The sequence below is a fragment of the Nocardia sp. CA-290969 genome (genome assembly GCF_050936135.1).
Lineage (GTDB): Bacteria > Actinomycetota > Actinomycetes > Mycobacteriales > Mycobacteriaceae > Nocardia.
This window is the reverse complement of record NZ_JBNJNJ010000001.1, coordinates 2,755,930-2,771,228: the sequence shown is the minus strand read 5'-3', so window position 1 is coordinate 2,771,228 and position 15,299 is coordinate 2,755,930. Positions and strand designations below refer to the sequence as shown.

General features: G+C 69.8%; 16 protein-coding genes and 2 pseudogenes. 9 read left to right on the top strand and 9 right to left on the bottom strand.

The window, feature by feature from the left end:
* Nucleotides 1-11: 11 nt before the first annotated feature.
* Nucleotides 12-1,133 carry a PucR family transcriptional regulator gene (locus ACQEVO_RS12865; RefSeq protein ID WP_432912569.1) on the bottom strand — a complete coding sequence of 374 codons (1,122 nt, stop codon included), beginning with the start codon at nt 1,131-1,133 and terminating at the stop codon, nt 12-14.
* Nucleotides 1,134-1,278: 145 nt separating this feature from the next.
* Between ACQEVO_RS12865 and ACQEVO_RS12860 the strand changes: the two genes are divergently transcribed.
* A complete protein-coding gene (locus tag ACQEVO_RS12860; RefSeq protein WP_432912566.1) occupies nt 1,279-1,656 on the top strand; it encodes a nuclear transport factor 2 family protein in 378 nt (125 codons plus the stop codon).
* A 93-nt stretch (nt 1,657-1,749) separates the two neighbouring features.
* On the opposite strand, the gene ACQEVO_RS12855 is transcribed toward ACQEVO_RS12860, so the two are convergent.
* Nucleotides 1,750-3,276, bottom strand: a complete 1,527-nt coding sequence (locus ACQEVO_RS12855) for a hypothetical protein (RefSeq protein WP_432912563.1) — start codon at nt 3,274-3,276, stop codon at nt 1,750-1,752.
* 269 nt (nt 3,277-3,545) lie between these two features.
* Here ACQEVO_RS12855 and ACQEVO_RS12850 point away from each other — a divergent pair, with 269 nt between their 5' ends.
* The gene (locus tag ACQEVO_RS12850) at nt 3,546-3,965 is read left to right on the top strand and encodes a DUF302 domain-containing protein (protein WP_432912560.1); all 420 of its coding nucleotides are present in this window, start codon (nt 3,546-3,548) and stop codon (nt 3,963-3,965) included.
* A gap of 77 nt (nt 3,966-4,042) precedes the next feature.
* Here ACQEVO_RS12850 and ACQEVO_RS12845 read toward each other — a convergent pair whose 3' ends face one another.
* Entirely contained in the window at nt 4,043-4,717 is a 675-nt protein-coding gene (locus tag ACQEVO_RS12845) for a hypothetical protein (protein WP_432912558.1), read from the bottom strand.
* A gap of 185 nt (nt 4,718-4,902) precedes the next feature.
* On the opposite strand from ACQEVO_RS12845, the gene ACQEVO_RS12840 reads away from it, so the two are divergent.
* On the top strand, nt 4,903-5,700 hold the full coding sequence (locus ACQEVO_RS12840; RefSeq protein WP_432912555.1) for a mycofactocin-coupled SDR family oxidoreductase: 798 nt from the start codon (nt 4,903-4,905) through the stop codon (nt 5,698-5,700).
* Nucleotide 5,701: 1 nt separating this feature from the next.
* Nucleotides 5,702-6,529, top strand: coding sequence for a mycofactocin-coupled SDR family oxidoreductase (locus tag ACQEVO_RS12835; protein ID WP_432912553.1), 828 nt, complete (start codon nt 5,702-5,704; stop codon nt 6,527-6,529).
* A gap of 120 nt (nt 6,530-6,649) precedes the next feature.
* Here ACQEVO_RS12835 and ACQEVO_RS12830 read toward each other — a convergent pair whose 3' ends face one another.
* The 3 genes and pseudogenes from ACQEVO_RS12830 to ACQEVO_RS12820 all read right to left on the bottom strand — a co-directional run.
* The gene (locus ACQEVO_RS12830) at nt 6,650-7,513 is read right to left on the bottom strand and encodes an alpha/beta fold hydrolase (RefSeq protein ID WP_432912550.1); all 864 of its coding nucleotides are present in this window, start codon (nt 7,511-7,513) and stop codon (nt 6,650-6,652) included.
* A 94-nt stretch (nt 7,514-7,607) separates the two neighbouring features.
* Complete coding sequence (locus ACQEVO_RS12825) at nt 7,608-7,865, bottom strand: hypothetical protein (protein ID WP_432922649.1); 258 nt, start codon at nt 7,863-7,865, stop codon at nt 7,608-7,610.
* Nucleotides 7,866-7,901: 36 nt separating this feature from the next.
* Nucleotides 7,902-8,087: pseudogene (locus tag ACQEVO_RS12820) on the bottom strand (hydroxylase); the annotation flags it as partial.
* 159 nt (nt 8,088-8,246) lie between these two features.
* On the opposite strand from ACQEVO_RS12820, the gene ACQEVO_RS12815 reads away from it, so the two are divergent.
* Nucleotides 8,247-8,624: a LysR substrate-binding domain-containing protein gene (locus ACQEVO_RS12815; RefSeq protein WP_432922646.1), complete on the top strand. Its 378-nt coding sequence runs from the start codon at nt 8,247-8,249 to the stop codon at nt 8,622-8,624.
* A gap of 218 nt (nt 8,625-8,842) precedes the next feature.
* On the opposite strand, the gene ACQEVO_RS12810 is transcribed toward ACQEVO_RS12815, so the two are convergent.
* The gene (locus ACQEVO_RS12810; RefSeq protein WP_432922645.1) at nt 8,843-10,150 is read right to left on the bottom strand and encodes a ferredoxin reductase family protein; all 1,308 of its coding nucleotides are present in this window, start codon (nt 10,148-10,150) and stop codon (nt 8,843-8,845) included.
* A 160-nt stretch (nt 10,151-10,310) separates the two neighbouring features.
* Between ACQEVO_RS12810 and ACQEVO_RS12805 the strand changes: the two are divergent.
* Together ACQEVO_RS12805 and ACQEVO_RS12800 are read left to right on the top strand one after the other, a co-directional pair.
* Nucleotides 10,311-10,778 (top strand): annotated as a pseudogene (locus ACQEVO_RS12805) (serine hydrolase domain-containing protein); the annotation flags it as partial.
* A 136-nt stretch (nt 10,779-10,914) separates the two neighbouring features.
* Nucleotides 10,915-11,442 (top strand): serine hydrolase domain-containing protein, encoded by a 528-nt coding sequence (locus tag ACQEVO_RS12800; protein ID WP_432912547.1) that lies wholly within the window; start codon nt 10,915-10,917, stop codon nt 11,440-11,442.
* 4 nt (nt 11,443-11,446) lie between these two features.
* Here the strand turns inward: ACQEVO_RS12800 and ACQEVO_RS12795 are convergent, their stop codons facing one another.
* Together ACQEVO_RS12795 and ACQEVO_RS12790 are read right to left on the bottom strand one after the other, a co-directional pair.
* A complete protein-coding gene (locus ACQEVO_RS12795) occupies nt 11,447-11,614 on the bottom strand; it encodes a hypothetical protein (protein ID WP_432912544.1) in 168 nt (55 codons plus the stop codon).
* 178 nt (nt 11,615-11,792) lie between these two features.
* On the bottom strand, nt 11,793-13,322 hold the full coding sequence (locus tag ACQEVO_RS12790) for a hypothetical protein (protein ID WP_432912542.1): 1,530 nt from the start codon (nt 13,320-13,322) through the stop codon (nt 11,793-11,795).
* Between the two features lie 228 nt (nt 13,323-13,550).
* On the opposite strand from ACQEVO_RS12790, the gene ACQEVO_RS12785 reads away from it, so the two are divergent.
* Nucleotides 13,551-14,261, top strand: coding sequence for a TenA family protein (locus ACQEVO_RS12785; RefSeq protein WP_432912540.1), 711 nt, complete (start codon nt 13,551-13,553; stop codon nt 14,259-14,261).
* Nucleotides 14,258-15,289, top strand: a complete 1,032-nt coding sequence (locus ACQEVO_RS12780; protein ID WP_432912537.1) for an ABC transporter substrate-binding protein — start codon at nt 14,258-14,260, stop codon at nt 15,287-15,289. Before ACQEVO_RS12785 ends, ACQEVO_RS12780 begins: the two co-directional genes overlap by 4 nt.
* Nucleotides 15,290-15,299 lie beyond the last annotated feature (10 nt).

Here is a 15,299-nt window from a genome sequence, read left to right as displayed (position 1 = left end):
TCCGCGGACGATCACGGTCGGTCATCGGGGGTTCGCAGCACGCGGGTGTGCAGCGCCAGATAGAGCAGCGCGGCGTCGGCGGGCACGGCGAACAGCTTTCCGGTGAGCCGTTCGATCCGCTTGAGCCGGTGCAGGACCGTATTGCGATGCAGATGCAGGCGTTCGCCCACCGCGGAGGTGGAACCGCCGAATTCGAACCAGGCCAGGGCGGTATGCGCGAGGAGTTCGGCATCGCCGGGTTCGAGCCGATCGAATGCGGCGAGCACCTCCGCGAAGACATCCGCGGCCAGGGCGGGATTCGCGGCGATCAGGACACGCTCCGGCGCGGAGGCATAGGTGTGGATTCCGGTATCCGCCGGGCGCGTGCATCGGAACGCGAGACGCGCTTGGTCGAGTGCGGCGGGTGCGGCCGCGAAATCGGTGAACGGCCGGCTCGCACCGGCTCGTGCCCGCACCGACCGGAGTGCTCGATCGAGTGCAGCCGCCGAGCCGGCGACGACCAGGGTGACCCGGCCGTCGCCGACGACGGCCGATACGGTGGTCACTCCGGCCGTGGCGGGATCGGCATCGCCGACCAGCAGGACCGCGGTGGCTCGGGCCGGCAGCCGCATCCTGCGGACGAGTTCACGGCGCTGTTCGGGCCGCAGGCCCGGATCCAGTAGTGCGCGCAGCAACGCCTGATCGGGCGGGGCCGATCCGGCGGCGGCGACGCGCCGGTAGGCCGCGCCGGCGGCCACCGAGTAGTCGTCGACGGTGGCCCACACCAGCGTGGACAACCGCGGAAGCGCCGCCCGGTCGCCGGGTCCGGCGTATTCGACGATGATCTCCCAGAACACCAATCCCGCGACCCGGAAGGCGTGCAGCAGGCTCTCCAGCGGGATACCGCGCTCGGCCTTGAGCCGCCCGGCGCGGCGCGCGGGCTCGAGCTCGTACGGAATCTCCGCGAGAGCGTCCAGCCAGGCCGCGCAGCTGTCGGCCACCAGCGTGAACAGCTCGTCATGCCCGAGCGCCACGGTGTCGTAGTCGGCGTCGTCGTGCTCGATCCGGGCGGTCACCCGCTCGGCGATCGCGGCCGCATCGGCCCGGAGCGCACGCAGCAGGCGGGAGGTCTCGAATTGTGTGTCCTGGCTCACTATCGCTCAACCTAGTGCCGGCAGTGCGTGTGCACAACGGAGCCGCTCGAAGTGGGGGCGTTTGCCCATCGCCACCGGGACGAGACCGCTCGATACTTGTCCTCATCGCCGTCCCCGGGGCATTCAATCGATCGGAGTTGCCATCGTGACCAATACAATTCGTGAACTGTTCGAGCGCTACCACGCGTGCTGGGCCGCCCGCGACCCCGACCGCATCGTGCAGCTCCACACCACCGATTCCGTATTCCACCTGCATTCGGGTCAGGAACCCGCCCGGGGCCGGGCCGCTATCCGCGAAGCCGCCGCGGGCACCTTCGCACTGGTTCCGGATCTGACCTTCGAGCAGCTCTCGCTGCGCGTCGGCGCGGACTTCTGGGTCGTCCGGTGGAAGCTGACCGGGACCTCGGCCACCGGCCGGAACGTCAGCGTGGACCTCGCGGATTTCGTGCTGGTCGAGGACGGTGCGGTCAAGGAGAAGCATTCGTACGTCAACGGGGTCGCCATGCAGGCAGCTCTGGCGTGACCGCCCACGCGGCGGTGGCCGGGTGCGCTCGGTGACTCCGCGACACCGTCGAGTGATTCGTGGCCGGGGCCACGACCGCATACGCGCGCCGGGTCAGACCTGTGCGGTGGGCAGCGCTGTGAGTAAGTGCGCGAGCGCGGCGCGGGCGGCTCGGTGCTGTTCGGAACGCCGGCGCTCCTCGGCCCGGAGGCTCTCGCCGGCCCGGTCGAGTGCGGCGCGGACCTCGGCCAGCTGTTCGTCCCGGTGAACCGCCGCGGCCCGGGCGGTCCTACGATCCCGGAAGTAGTTCCACAAGGGAATTGTTGTGCCGAGCGCGGACAGCACCGCCACGAACCACGGGCCGAATACGGCCACGACGGCGGCGAGGCCCGCCAGTGCTCCGGCTCCGAGGGCGTTTGCGGTGGTCGACGGCGTATCGGCGAGGTAGTGCGCCATGATCCGGTGGTCGACGACGGCGAGTTGCCTGCTGTCGTATCCCGCACTCGTGACCTCGATCGTCACGCCGCGGCGTTCGATGGTGGTGACCACCGGGTCCGGCGCGGTGGGGGTCTCGGTGAGACGCGCCCGCAGCAGCGGAGTACCGAGCCGGAGGGCGAGTTGGCGCAGCGGCACCGGCGTGGCGGGATCGAACAGATCGCGGCGGATCAGCTCCGCGACCGTGCCGGCGGCCGCGGCCCAGCTCGGTGCCGAGTGGCGTAACTGCCCGCCGGGCAGGTGCAGTGCGTCCATGGCGTCCGTCAGTGGCCGCTCGCCGGGGCTCGGCTCCTCGACCAATTCCTGGAGGAGATCTCGCCAGTACGGGTTGTCCTGCGCGGTGAAGGTTTCGGTTGCGCCGGCGCCGGCCGTGAAGTGGGTGTGCAGTGCGGTGACGGCTTCGGCCCTGGTCGAGGCGGCGGCGAAGGTATCGATCGCACGGTCCCAGGCCGCGAGTTCGCCGGCGTCGAGGGTGGCGGGGTCGAAAGACGCCGCGAGGTGGTCGGCCAGCTCCGCGGCAGCGGCGGGGCCGAAGGCGCCGCGGGCCGTGTGCTCCCACAGGGCGCGCCAGCCCACCGCGACCCGGCCCTCCTCGGTGTGGCCGAGGCCGACCGGCCGGGACAGCAGCCGGGGCACGGCCGCTTCGGTGAAGGCGGGCAGGTCGAAGCACAGGCCCACGGCGAGGGCGAACAATTCGGTGCGGATTTCGTCGCGTTCGTGCGCCGCGACGAGCCCCGGGTCGGCGAACGGGTCCCCGCTGGGCCGGTGCCCGCGCGGGACGAGCGGCAGGGCTGCCCGCGCGGCCGGTGGCAGCCAGTAGCCGGGGACGTCGGCGACCTCGGGTAGCGGGACGGGCCGGTCCTGGGCGAGAGCCCGGAAGACCTTACGGATTTCCGCACGAGCCCGGTATTCGTCGTATTCGACCAGTTGGAAGCGCAGCTCGGTCCACTCCACGACCGCGCCGATCCGGTCGGTGATCGCGTCGATCCGGGAACCCACCTGCGCGAGGTCGTTGCGGAGCTCGGCCTGTTCGGTCGCCACACGGTGGGCCAGGTCGCTGCGCGCCCTCCGTTCCGAGCCGAGTTCTTCGTCGAGCTCGTTGATGACCCTGGCGTTCTCGCCGTCACTCGTCCACCAAGGGTTCACACGCGACATTCGAATACTCCGGAGCAGAACGGGTTTTCGGGCAACCTCATTGTGCCGGTACCAGCACGCCGGGGTGTACCGAAGCACGGCCGTACTCGGCGGCCGCGGCCCGCGGGGCACGCGGCGTATTCTGAGGACGCTCGTCGGCACCGGCCCGCTGCTCAGTGTGGCCGGGGCGTACCCGGACCCGTCACGGCAGGTCCGGGCGGGCCCGCCGGATACGACATCCGTGCCGGGTCCTCCGCATCCACCGAGCAGAGGAGCAGCTCATGTCCGGCACCACCGCACCGGCGCTGTCCACCACGCTGGTCGTCGACTTCGACGAGGCCGTGCGGCGCACCCGCGCCGCGCTGGCCGACCAGGGGTTCGGCATCCTCACCGAAATCGATATGACCGCTACCCTGCGCGCGAAACTCGGCTACGAGATGGAGGACTATCTCATCCTCGGGGCCTGTAATCCGCCGTTGGCGCATCGGGCGGTCGAGATCGATCGGCAGATCGGACTCCTGCTGCCCTGCAATGTCGTCGTGCGCCGGGATCCGGACGATACCGGCGCGGTACGCGTCGAAGCGATGAACCCGGATGTGATGGTCCAGGTGACCGGTGAACCGGCGCTGGAATCCGTCGCCGCGGAAGCCGCGACGAGGCTGCGGGCCGCCATCGATGCCCTGCGGGGCGACAACTCCTGACCGGCCGAACGTGTGCCGCGCCGGGTAGGCGGGCGTCGTAACGGTGCTCGCGGTCCGGTGTCACCGGACCGGCTGCGTCAGAGGTTCCAGTGGTAGCGGCTCGTGGGCACCAGATCCAGGTCCTTGTCCGCGCCGAATCGCGCGACGCTGGCCAGCAGTTCGGTGATCCGGCGCTCGAGCTCGTCCTGGTCGCCGCGGCTGCCGTAGAACAGATGCGGGTCGGTCATCGCGCCCATCGGGAAATGTTCCTCGACGATGGCCGCGACCTCCGGAGCGGACGGGGTGAGCACCTCCTCGACCGTGTTCTGGACATAGCCGGTGGTGTTCTGCGTGCGGATGGCGATCGGCGTGTGTTCGACCAGCCAGTACCGCAGGTAGTCCGCCTTCGACATCGAGGCGGGCCTGCGGAGCAGAGCCAGATTGACGAGGGCGTCGCTGCGCGTGCCGTCCGGTACCGGTGGTGGGTCGAGGCGGACGTGCTCATGCACGCGGTAGGCGTGTGCTGCCGGTTCGCCGGCGATCCGCGCTACCGCGGTGACGGCCGCGGCAGGGTCACCCTCGGTCCAGACCGAGACCAGCGCGGTGATCCGTGCGCCGGGACCGAATCGCATCATCGCGGGCGCCACCTCGGTGTCGTCGAGGTGCACCTGCACCGCGGTCGCCCCGCCGGCGGCCAGCGTTTCCCGTAGTTCCGGTGCGCGCAGCCGGGCAGCGAGTCCGGCGCCGTGCAGGGCGACGATCAGCTTCGTCATGGCCGAAAAATAGCACGTGTTCTAGTTTCGTCGTGCCGGATCCGCCGCAGGCCGGACTCGGGAGACCGGTTCGGCTGACCGGGAGGGTATCGCGGGCCGCCCGGTCACCGGGAGAACGCGGTTCGCCGCGCCCGTGCCGAACCTAGCGTCGCGTACATGAATGCGGTGAACAGCGGAGGTGCGCGATGACGCGCCTGGTGGATCGAGTGGCGGTGGTGACCGGCGCGGCCGGTGGAATGGGCCGGGCCCACTGCCGGAGACTGGCCGAGGAGGGCGCCGATATCGTCGCCCTCGACCTCGCCGGGAACGCGGCCGGGTTGGCCGCCGCGGCCGAGGAGGTGGAACGCAGTGGGCGCCGGTGTATCACCGGATTCGCCGATGTGCGTGACCCGCTCGGCCTGGAGGAAGCGGTGAACTCGGGGGTGGTGCAACTGGGCCGCCTCGATGTGGTCGTGGCCAACGCCGGTGTCTACGCCGATCTCGCGCCGGCCTGGAACCTGTCCGACGAGGCGTGGCAACGGGCCCTCGATATCAACCTGACCGGTGCCTGGCACACCGTCCGCGCGGCCGGCGCGCATCTCGGCGCGGGCGCCTCGATCGTGATCGTCGGTTCCACCAACGGCGTGAAGGGTGGCGCGTCGGCCGCCCACTATTCGGCGAGCAAACACGCGGTGGTCGGTCTGGCCCGGACCCTGGCCAATGAGCTGGGGCCGCGGGGTATCCGGGTCAACACCGTCCATCCCGGGTCGGTGGCCACGCCGATGATCCTGAACGACGACGTGTTCGCGAAATTGTGCCCGGACCTGCCGAACCCCACCGAGGAGGATGCGGCGCGGGTGCTGGCGCAACGCACGATCCTGCCGGTGCCGTGGGTGGAGCCGGTGGATATCAGCAATGCGGTGTTGTTCCTCGCGTCCGACGAGTCCCGGTACATCACCGGAACCGAACTCGTGGTGGACGCCGGACTTACTCAGAAGGTGTGAGATGGGACGGGTTTCGGGCAAGATCGCGCTGGTCACCGGGGCGGCGCGGGGAATCGGGCGGGCGCAGGCGCTGCGATTGGCACAGGAGGGCGCCGATATCGTCGCCGTCGATATCTGCGGGCCGGTGGAGACGGTGATCATCCCGCCGGCCACCCCGGCCGACCTCGCGGAGACGGTACGCGCGGTCGAGCAGACAGGAGCGAGAATCGTCACCGCCGCGGTCGACGTCCGCGACGGGGCGGCGCTGCGGGCGGCGACGGATGCGGCGGTGAACGAGCTCGGCGGCCTGGACGTGGTGTGCGCGACCGCCGGGATCACCTCCAGCGCACCGGGTCTGCAACTGACCGAAGAGCAGTGGCGGACCATGCTGGACGTCAACCTCACCGGTGTCTGGCAGACCTGCAAAGCCGCCGCACCGCACCTCATCGCCCAGGGCAGCGGGTCGATGATCCTCACCAGTTCCATCGCGGGGCTGCGCGGATTGGTGGGCGTGGCCCACTACACGGCCGCCAAACACGGTGTGGTCGGGCTGATGCGGTCGCTGGCGCAGGAACTCGCGCCGCACGGGGTACGGGTGAACTCGGTGCATCCGACCAATGTGGACACTCCGATGATCCAGAACGATATGGTCCGCAGATCGTTCCGGCCGGATCGCGAGCACCCTACCCGCGAGGAATTCGCCGAGGCCGCGACAACGATGAATATGCTGCCGATTCCCTGGGTCGAGCCGGTCGATATCGCGAATGCCACGTTGTTCCTGGCTTCCGAGGAGGCCCGCTACATCACCGCAGTGACGCTGCCGGTCGACGCCGGTAGTACCCAGCGCTAGAAAAAGGCGCGGTCGCCGAAGATTCGGCGACCGCGCCCTGATCGCAATACCGAGTGGCGGGCCGCCGAGCCCTCGCGGCTGTCGCCAGGGGGACAAGGCTTAGTGCCCCGCCCCGGACGGTCAGTCCTTACGGGTGAGGAAGGCCAGCACCGCGGATTCGAACGCGGCCTTCTGCTCGATCATCGCCCAGTGCCCGCAATCGGGGAACACATGCAGTTCGGCGCGCGGGATCGTGCGCATCGGGATCAGTGCCATATCGAGCGGGCTCACCCGGTCGTCGCGACCCCAGGTCACCAGGGTGGGCGCCTGCACCTTGTGCAGCATGGCCCACGGCGGTGGCACGTCCGCGGCGTCCATGGCGCGCACCATCGCGGTGAACGCGGCCCGGCTGTACATGCGGCGCGCGCTGTCGAGCGTGGCCGGGTCGGTGGCCTGGGCCCAGCGGTCCTCGATCATCTCCTCGGTGACCAGCGCCGGGTCGTACACCATCGAATGCAGCCAGGCGATCAGCCGTTCCCGGGTGGGGTTCTCGGTGAAATCCTGGAGCAGCCGGATGCCCTCGCCGGGGCCGGGGCTGAAGAGGTTCTTGCCGATCCCGCCGATGGTCACGATCTTGCCGACCCGCTGCGGATGGGCGATCGCATAGTTCAGCGCGACCCCGCCGCCCATGGAGTTACCCACGATATCGACCCGGTCCAGCCCGAGCGCGTCCACGAACCGCACCACCGAATCCAGCGCGGTGACCATGGGATGACCACCGAAATCGTCGCTGACCCCGAACCCCGGGAACTCCAGGATCAGGCAGCGGAATCGTTCGGCGAAGACGTCGAGATTGCCGCGGAAGTTGCGCCACCCGGTGACGCCCGGCCCGGAACCGTGCAGCAGCAGTAGCGGCGTACCGGCGCCGGCTTCGTAGTAGCGCAGCACGCCGGCGTCGGTGCGCACCTCCCGCAGCGGATGCGTGGCCCGGGATTCCGATGTCATCGTCGACCTCCATTTCGGCGTATTTTCCGACCACGCTGCCAGGTCCACGGACGAGCGCGTCCGCTATTCCCGGTGAGCGGTCGCGGGGAACGGTTCAGCCGAGGTGGCCGGGAACGGGTTCGCTGCGGCGTTCGTCGGTGGGCAGCTCGCCCTCGGCCACGGCCCGCTCGATCGAATCGCGCAGGGCCGCACACGTCGGGATCCACTTGCTGGGCTCGCCCAAGGCCGCCCGCCGGGCGAATTCCGGGCAGGCGGATTCGGCATCGTCGAGCCATTGCACACTGGTGTGGCTCGGGCTGTACTTCTCGACGAGTACCCGGTTTCCGCAGTTGCGGCACTGAATCTTTCGCACGGTCACTCCTGGGGTCGCCGGGCGCGGGCGGCGCGCTTCGGCGAATTCGCGCGGATGCGCCTCGAATCCGCCGTATTTCATCGGTTGCAGCAACCGGATGGGCCCTGCCGTTTTCAGCATTTCCGCGGTCGAATCCGGGAGCCTGCCCAGCTTTTCGGCTTCCGGGCCTTGTTCGCGCAGCTGATCGGCGATCGCCGCGAGATTGTCGAGAACTCTGCTCATCGTGGAGGTTTCCTTTTGTGAAGTGCGCACGGCGATACCGGAGCCGTGACGGTGGTGACGGTCAGGCGGTGGTGTCGATGACGGCGCCGCGGGCGATATTGTCGGCGACCTCCGCCTCCCAGCTGGTGACGGCCCGTTCGGTGGGCCCAGGTCGGTTACCTGCGCCGGCCCTTCGACGACTCCGGTTTGCACCTAATCCCCGTCGGCTCGGAACCGAAGGTCGCCTGTATGCCGGCGACCCATCCCCTGGCCGCGCGCCCGGAACTCACCCGCGCCGACCTCGACAGTCAGCGCGTACTCGATCTGCCGACACGGCGGACCACCACCCTCGAGGAGAAATTCGAACTCATCGCGTCCGGACACGGCATCGGGCTCGTCCCGCACAGTGTCGCGCGGTCCTACTCCCGTCCCGACCTGGTCCACGTCCCCGTCACCGACGCGCCCGAGGTGCAGACCTGCCTGGTTGTCGCCACCGACGGGCCCGGCCCACTCCTGCGCGACTTCCTGGAGATCGCCGCAGCGGCACTACGGCACTGAGGTGCTGCGTGTCGGCCCACCGCCCGCACCGTGGGGTGGCGCGCGAACTGCTCCGGGCGCTCGATATCGCCCGCCGTGCCGGACGGTTCGCATCCCGGCGGAAACGTGCGGCCGGCGTCAGCCGGTTGCGAGGGCGAAGCAGGCCGAGGCGATCAGCAGAAGCGCGGTGATCGCGAGGACAGCGCGGGTGGTGTAGACATGGCGCATGGCGGCCCCGTTCAGACGAAGTCGAATCGTTCGGTGTGCAGGTGCTCGGCGGGAACACCGAGGGCAGCGAGGGCATCTTCCACGGCGGTGACCAGCGGGCCCGGGCCGCAGGCGAAGTACTGCCACCGGCGATAGCCGTCCGGTAGATGCCGGGCCAGCACGGCGCGGTCGAGGTAGCCGTGATCGCCGGTCCAGCCGGTGGGCGGAGTCTCCGGGACCCGGACCACCGTGAGTTCGAGTCGTCGTTCGAGCGCCCGGATCTCCTCGTCCATCGTGGCATCGTCGAGCGAGCGGACCGCGTACAGCAGCAGGACCGGCCGGCGGTCGGCGCGGTCGGCCATGGTCCGCAGGATGCTCACCATCGGCGTGATCCCGATACCGCCGGCGATCAGCACGAATCCGGGACCCTCGTTGCGGTCTGGGGTGAAGACGCCGTGCGGCCCCGAGACGTAGGCCCGGGTGCCGGGCCGGATATCGCCGACGGTCGAGGTGAAATCGCCCAGCGCCTTGATCGTCATCTCGACGCCCGGGGTGTCCTCGGCGCTGGAGGAGAAGGAGAACGGGTGCGCGGTGATCGAGAACGGTGTGCGGTCCACCACGAGCCACCCGAACTGTCCCGGCTGGAAGCGAAACCCCTTGTGGCCCACCGGTGTCAGCCCGAGAGTATGCGCGTCACCGCGTTCGGCGGTGACCCGCTCGATCCGCCAGGGCCGCCGCAGCCGCAGCAGCGGCCCGACCACGCGCACCCACACCAGCAGCAGGACCAGGGCGAGCGTCATCACCGCCCACAGCCATTTCTTCCACACTGCGTCGAGGTAGTAGTCGACGAGGATCATATGGGCGAGCGCGAACGCGACCACGAGCACGGACAGTACGCCGTGGCAGATCTGCCAGATCTCGTACCGGATGCGCAGCCGTTTGCGCCACACCGAGGTCGCGATCAGGATCAGCAGCAGCACGGTCGAGGCGACGGCGAACCGCGCCCGCGGCGGTGCCTGCGCCAGGTTCAGCAGGCCGATGATGTCGGTACCGGCGAGCTGCAGCAGTACCGGATGGGCAAGGATGAACGCCAGCGCCACATAGGACACCTGCCGGTGGAATTGCACCAGAGCGTCCTCCCCGAACGGTGCCGCGACCGCCCGGAACCGGGCGACCAGCGCGAACTGCAGCCCCAGCATCGACATGCCGACGAACCCCAGCGCGACCGAAAACTCCGTCCAGAACCCGCGTTGCGCGTCGGCGACACCGATCGCGGCGAAGATCAGCGGGACGATCGCCGCCGCGAGATACAGCCCGGACCAGGCGAGCCCGCGAGCCATCAGCGACAACGCATCCTCCTGGTGGTTCGGCTCGGCGATATCTGCGAAAACCGGGATCAGCTGCGCGGAAGTCTAGGCGCGCGAGTGCGGCCCACCGGTGTGCCACGCTCGGACGGCGACCCGGCTGTTGTGAAACGTGTTCTAATTTTTTCGGTGAGCGTTGCTGTACACGGCTGGGTCGACCCGGCTTTTCCGGGGAGTCCGCGACCTCTTCGCCGCGAATCTCGCCGACGGCCGCGCCCTGGGTGCGGCGCTGGCGGTATTCGTCCGCGGCCGTGCGGTCGCCGACCTCTGGGGTGGAATCGCCGACGACCGCGCCGCCCGGCCGTGGGGAACGCGACACCCGTGCCCCACGTTCTCGTGCACCAAAGCCGTCACCGCCACCGCGGTGCTGCTCGCCGCCCGGGAGGCGGGCGCCGACTGGACCGACCGCGTGACGACGTGCTGGCCCGAATACGGTGTGTCCGGTAAGGAGACCACCACCCTGGCGGATCTGCTGAGTCACCGCGCCGGGCTCCCCGCGTTCGACCGCCCGGTGACCGCCGCCGAAGCGGCCGATCCCGCGGCGATGGCTGCACAACTGGCGGGGCAGGTGCCGCTCTGGCCGCCCGGTACCACCCACGGCTACCACGCCCTGACCTACGGCTGGCTGGCCGGCGAATTCGTCCGGCGCCGGACCGGCGATACGGCCGGTCGCCCGCCGCCGGCTGGGCGCAGCACTGTGGATCGGCGTACCGGCGCCGGTGATCGCGCGGGCGGCGCGCGTGCGGTTCCCACCGGAGAACGAGCGGCGCTGGAGCGACCGGGCACCCCTCGATGCCGGCACCGTCGCCGAGATGGCCGAGGCGTCCGCGGATCCCGGGTCCCTGGTGACACGTGCCTCGGTGAACCCGGCCGGCTCGTACCACAAACCCGAGGTACTCGCCGGTGGCTGGCCCGGATCGGGCCTGGTCACGACGGCCCGCGCGCTGGCCGGTTTCTACCGCGACCTGACCGCGGGCCGGTTGCTCCCGGCCCCCGACCTCCGGGCCGCGACTGCGGAACAGGTCCGGGGCCGCGATGCTGTGCTTCTGCTGGAGAGCGCCTTCGGCCTCGGCTTCATGCTGCACTCACAGAATTTCGTCCTGCCCGCCGCCGCCCGCGCCACCGCTTTCGGGCATCCCGGCGCGGTCGGGGTGGGCGACCTCGAACACGAGGTGGCGTTCGCGTTCCTGCCGAACCTGCGCCGCGACTGGCTGGCCGGTGACCGCCGCGCCCACGACCTGATCGAACAGGTCTACGCCGCGCTGTGAGCGGTCAGGCGAAGCGGCGGACGAAGGCGAGGCCGGTCTCGGCGACCTCCCGCCACCCGCTGTCGATGGTGACTCCAGCATCCGCCGCAGCCTCCTGCCGAATATCGAGACTGCTGTCCACGCCCGCAGCAATCGGCTTGGGTACAACCATGCTGCCGGAATCTGCATCCACCTGAGAAGAGTAGAGCGTCCGGGCCGGATCGGGCGGTGCTTGCCCACCGCAACGGCACGCTGAGCAAAAGCCGCTCACCTGGGTTCTGCCGGAATATCCGGAGCCGCCGACGCCGCGGCCGCACACAGAGTACAGCTCGCGGAAGCGGGACGCGGTGTGCCGGCGAGGCCGGCCGTGTTCAGGCGGTGGCGAAGGCGGCCAGCTGCACCGCGACCGGTTCGGGTGCACCGTCGGAGGCCGGGTGGGCGGCGGTGAGAACGTCGAGGTGGTTGTACCCCGGCAGGGTGATCCGGGTTTCGCGTCGGCTGCCGGATTCGGGGAGCGGGAGCCCGCCGCTGCCCTGGACGGTGAGTACCGGGCGGTCGGTGAGCAGGTCCGGGTAGAGGTGGTGCGCGGTGACCGAGGGGGCGGTCCGTTGCTGCAGATCGAGGGCCAGCCGCGACGGGAAGTACCACTCCGTGAAATCCAGCGGCGGTTCGCACAGATCGCGGGCCAGTTGCGCGATGGAGGTGACCTCGCTGCCGGGGTCGGTGAAAGGTGCTGCGGTCGAATGCAATTCATTGTGGTCCAGCCACCGGTAGACGGTATCCGGGTGGTGCCGGGCAGGGGAGACCTTGGGCGCGTTTCCGAAGAAGCCGAGCGCGAGCGGGCTGCGCGCCAGTGCATCGGGGAGCGGGAAATCCTTGGGCGCGACGGGCCCGCCCGCCGGGAAACCCGCACTGGCCTGGAGAAACCCCAGCGGCTGGGAATTGTCGTCGAGCAGTGCCCCGAGTACCGCCTCGTTACTCGCCTGCAGGGTCCGGGCGTCCGGTATGCCGGTCAGGAACGCGGCGGCGTCGCGGGAGAGCAGGGTGCGCAGGGTGGCGGTGATATTGAGATTGTCCGGCAGCCTGCGGACGAGATCGTTCACGCCGTCGGGAGAGAGCCGGGCGGCCAGGCCGGCCAGCGCGAGCAGATTGGTGGTCTCGGGGTTGATCACCGCGGGGAACCGCAACACCGGCAGCGCGGTGTCGAGCCGCAGCGACAGCTGTTCCAGGGCCCCGGCCAGGGGTGCGGGCACGTCGGGTAACTCGAATCCGCGCAGCCCCAGACCGGGCCGGACCACCGAATCGAGGGCGAAATAGCCGCCGCACTGGTTGTCGCCGGTATCAGCGGTGGTGGCCGGATCGCCGTCGAAATCCCAGCCGGCGAAATAGCCGGTGAGGAAACCGCCCAGGGAATGGCCGCCGCACAGGACCTTCCGCTTGCGTACCCCGGCGTCGGGCAGTTCGAGGCGCAGCAGGTCGTATTGGTCGCGCAAGGTCTGGGCGAGTCCCTGATCGCGCAGCCAGGCGGTGGCGGCGCCCTCGGCGTAGCCGGCGAACCGGCGGCCGTCGATCTCCGCGCCGCCGAAGTAGTAGCCGGTCGCGGTGTCCAGCGAGCCGGTCCGCAACGCCGCCTGGGTACCGGTGTGGTCCTCGAGACAGTTCGACCGGCGGTCCAGCGCCCAGAACTCTACGTGCTGTCCGGATTGCGCGGCGGAACCGGCCCGCGCCTGGGACGTGTCACAGCCCCGGCAACCGGATGTGGCCGGCGGCGAACAGGTGGCGCCGGCCGGAGGTGACGAAAGGCCCGAGGTGACCTTCGGTGACCGGGAGATCGGGTCGCGGGCCGCCTGGATCAGCGCCGCCACGGGCCGGCTTCGGACCGTATTCGCGACCTTCGGCATGGCGGCGTGCGGGCACTTCCGAGCGCGGCACCCGCCCTCCGAGTGGGACGGCGGAGGCCCGAATCGCGACCGCGGCCGGTCGGCGGGCATTATCCGATGCCCCGTGCCCCTTGTCATGTGACGCGCCACTGGTATGGTCGGATTCGTTCCGACACGGGGTGCTCCGCACAATGCGGGGCTGAGATCACACCCGAGAACCTGTCCAGGTAATGCTGACGAAGGGATGTCTTGGCTTTGCCCGCGCATACCACCGAATCCGGCGGATTCACCGAACAACTCTGGGACCGGACGAAGGATCTGCGCGCAGCGATCGACGATCTGGAATTTCTCCGGCTGCTCGGCGACGGCACCTTGCCGCCGGAGGTGTTCCGTACCTATATCGAGCAGGATTCGCTGTATCTCGCCGGTTACTCGAAGGTGCTGGCGATCCTCGCCTCGAAATCGCCCGATGTCCGGGCGGCGCAGTTCTGGGCGACGTCGGCCGCCACCGCGGTGTCGGTGGAATCGGCGCTGCACGACGAACTCCTCGGCTCGGGCCTGCTGCCCGCCCGGGCGGGCGAGCCGCAGCATTCGCAGGCCTGCCTCGGCTACGTCTCCTATCTGATCGCAACCGCCGCCACCGAGTCGTACGCGGTGGGCGCGGCGGCGGCGCTGCCGTGCTTCTGGATCTACGCGGAGGTCGGCCGGGACCTGGCCACCCGCGCGGCCGCCGTGCTCGCCGCCGATCCCGATCACCCCTACGCGCGGTGGGTCGCGACCTACGGCGCCGAGGAATTCCAGGAGTCCGCGGCTGCGGCCCGTGCGCTGGTCGACGCGGCCGCGGAGTTCGCGAACGATCGCGAACGTGCGGCCATGGCGACGGCGTTCACCGTCGCCACTCGGTACGAGCTGATGTTCTGGGACACGGCCCTGCATCCGCAGCCGTGGCCCGCGTCGTGAGCGGCCGCCTGCGCCGGTCCCTCGCCGCGGTCGCCGTCGTGCTGACGGCGTTGTCCGCGCTCACCGCGCTCACCGCGTGCACCGCGGGGACCGGTGACGAGCAGACCATCCGCTTCGCGCTCGATTGGACACCGAACACCAACCACACCGGCCTGTTCGTGGCGCAGCAGCGCGGCTATTTCGCCGAGGCCGGCCTGGACGTGGAGATCCTGCCCTACAACAACACCGCGGTCGATACGGTGATCGACGCCGGCAACGCCGAATTCGGGATCAGTACCCAGAATTCGTCGACCTTCTCGCGGGCGTCCGGTGGGCGGACGCTCTCGGTGCTCGCGCCCCTGCAACATTGGGCGACCGGTATCGGGGTGAAGGCCGACCGGGCCGATATCCGGAGCCCGAAGGATCTCGACGGTAAAACCTATGCCGGGTTCGGTGATCCGGGCGAGGTGGAGGCGTTGCAGCAGGTGATCCGCAACGACGGCGGCACCGGCGAATTCGATTCGGTCACCCTGGGAACATCGGCCTACGAGGCCGTCTATTCCGGGCAGGCCGATTTCACCGTCTCCTATCTGGCCTGGGAGGGTATCGAGGCCGAACACCACGGCACACCGATGAAGTACTTCCGCTACACCGATTTCGGTTTCCCGGACGCCTACGCCATCGTGATCGACGCCAACGAGGACTGGCTGGCCGCCAACCCCGACCGTGCGGCGAAGTTCGTGCGGGCGCTGCAATGCGGCTACCAGGTCGCCGCCGACGATCCCGACGCGGCCGCCCGGGATCTCCTCGCCGCCAACCCCGGAGCGTTCCCCGACGAATCGCTGGTCTTCGAGAGCCAGCGCATGCTGGCCGGCCAGTTCATGAAGGATCCGGCCGGGCGGGTCGGCACCCAGACCCGCGAACAATGGGCCGCCAGTTCCGGATTCCTCTACGCGAAGGGCCTGCTCACCGGACCCGACGGGGCCCCACTGGCAGCCGAACCCGACTGGTCGACGTACTTCACCGATGACTATCTCGCGGGCCCTTAACAAGTCCGGG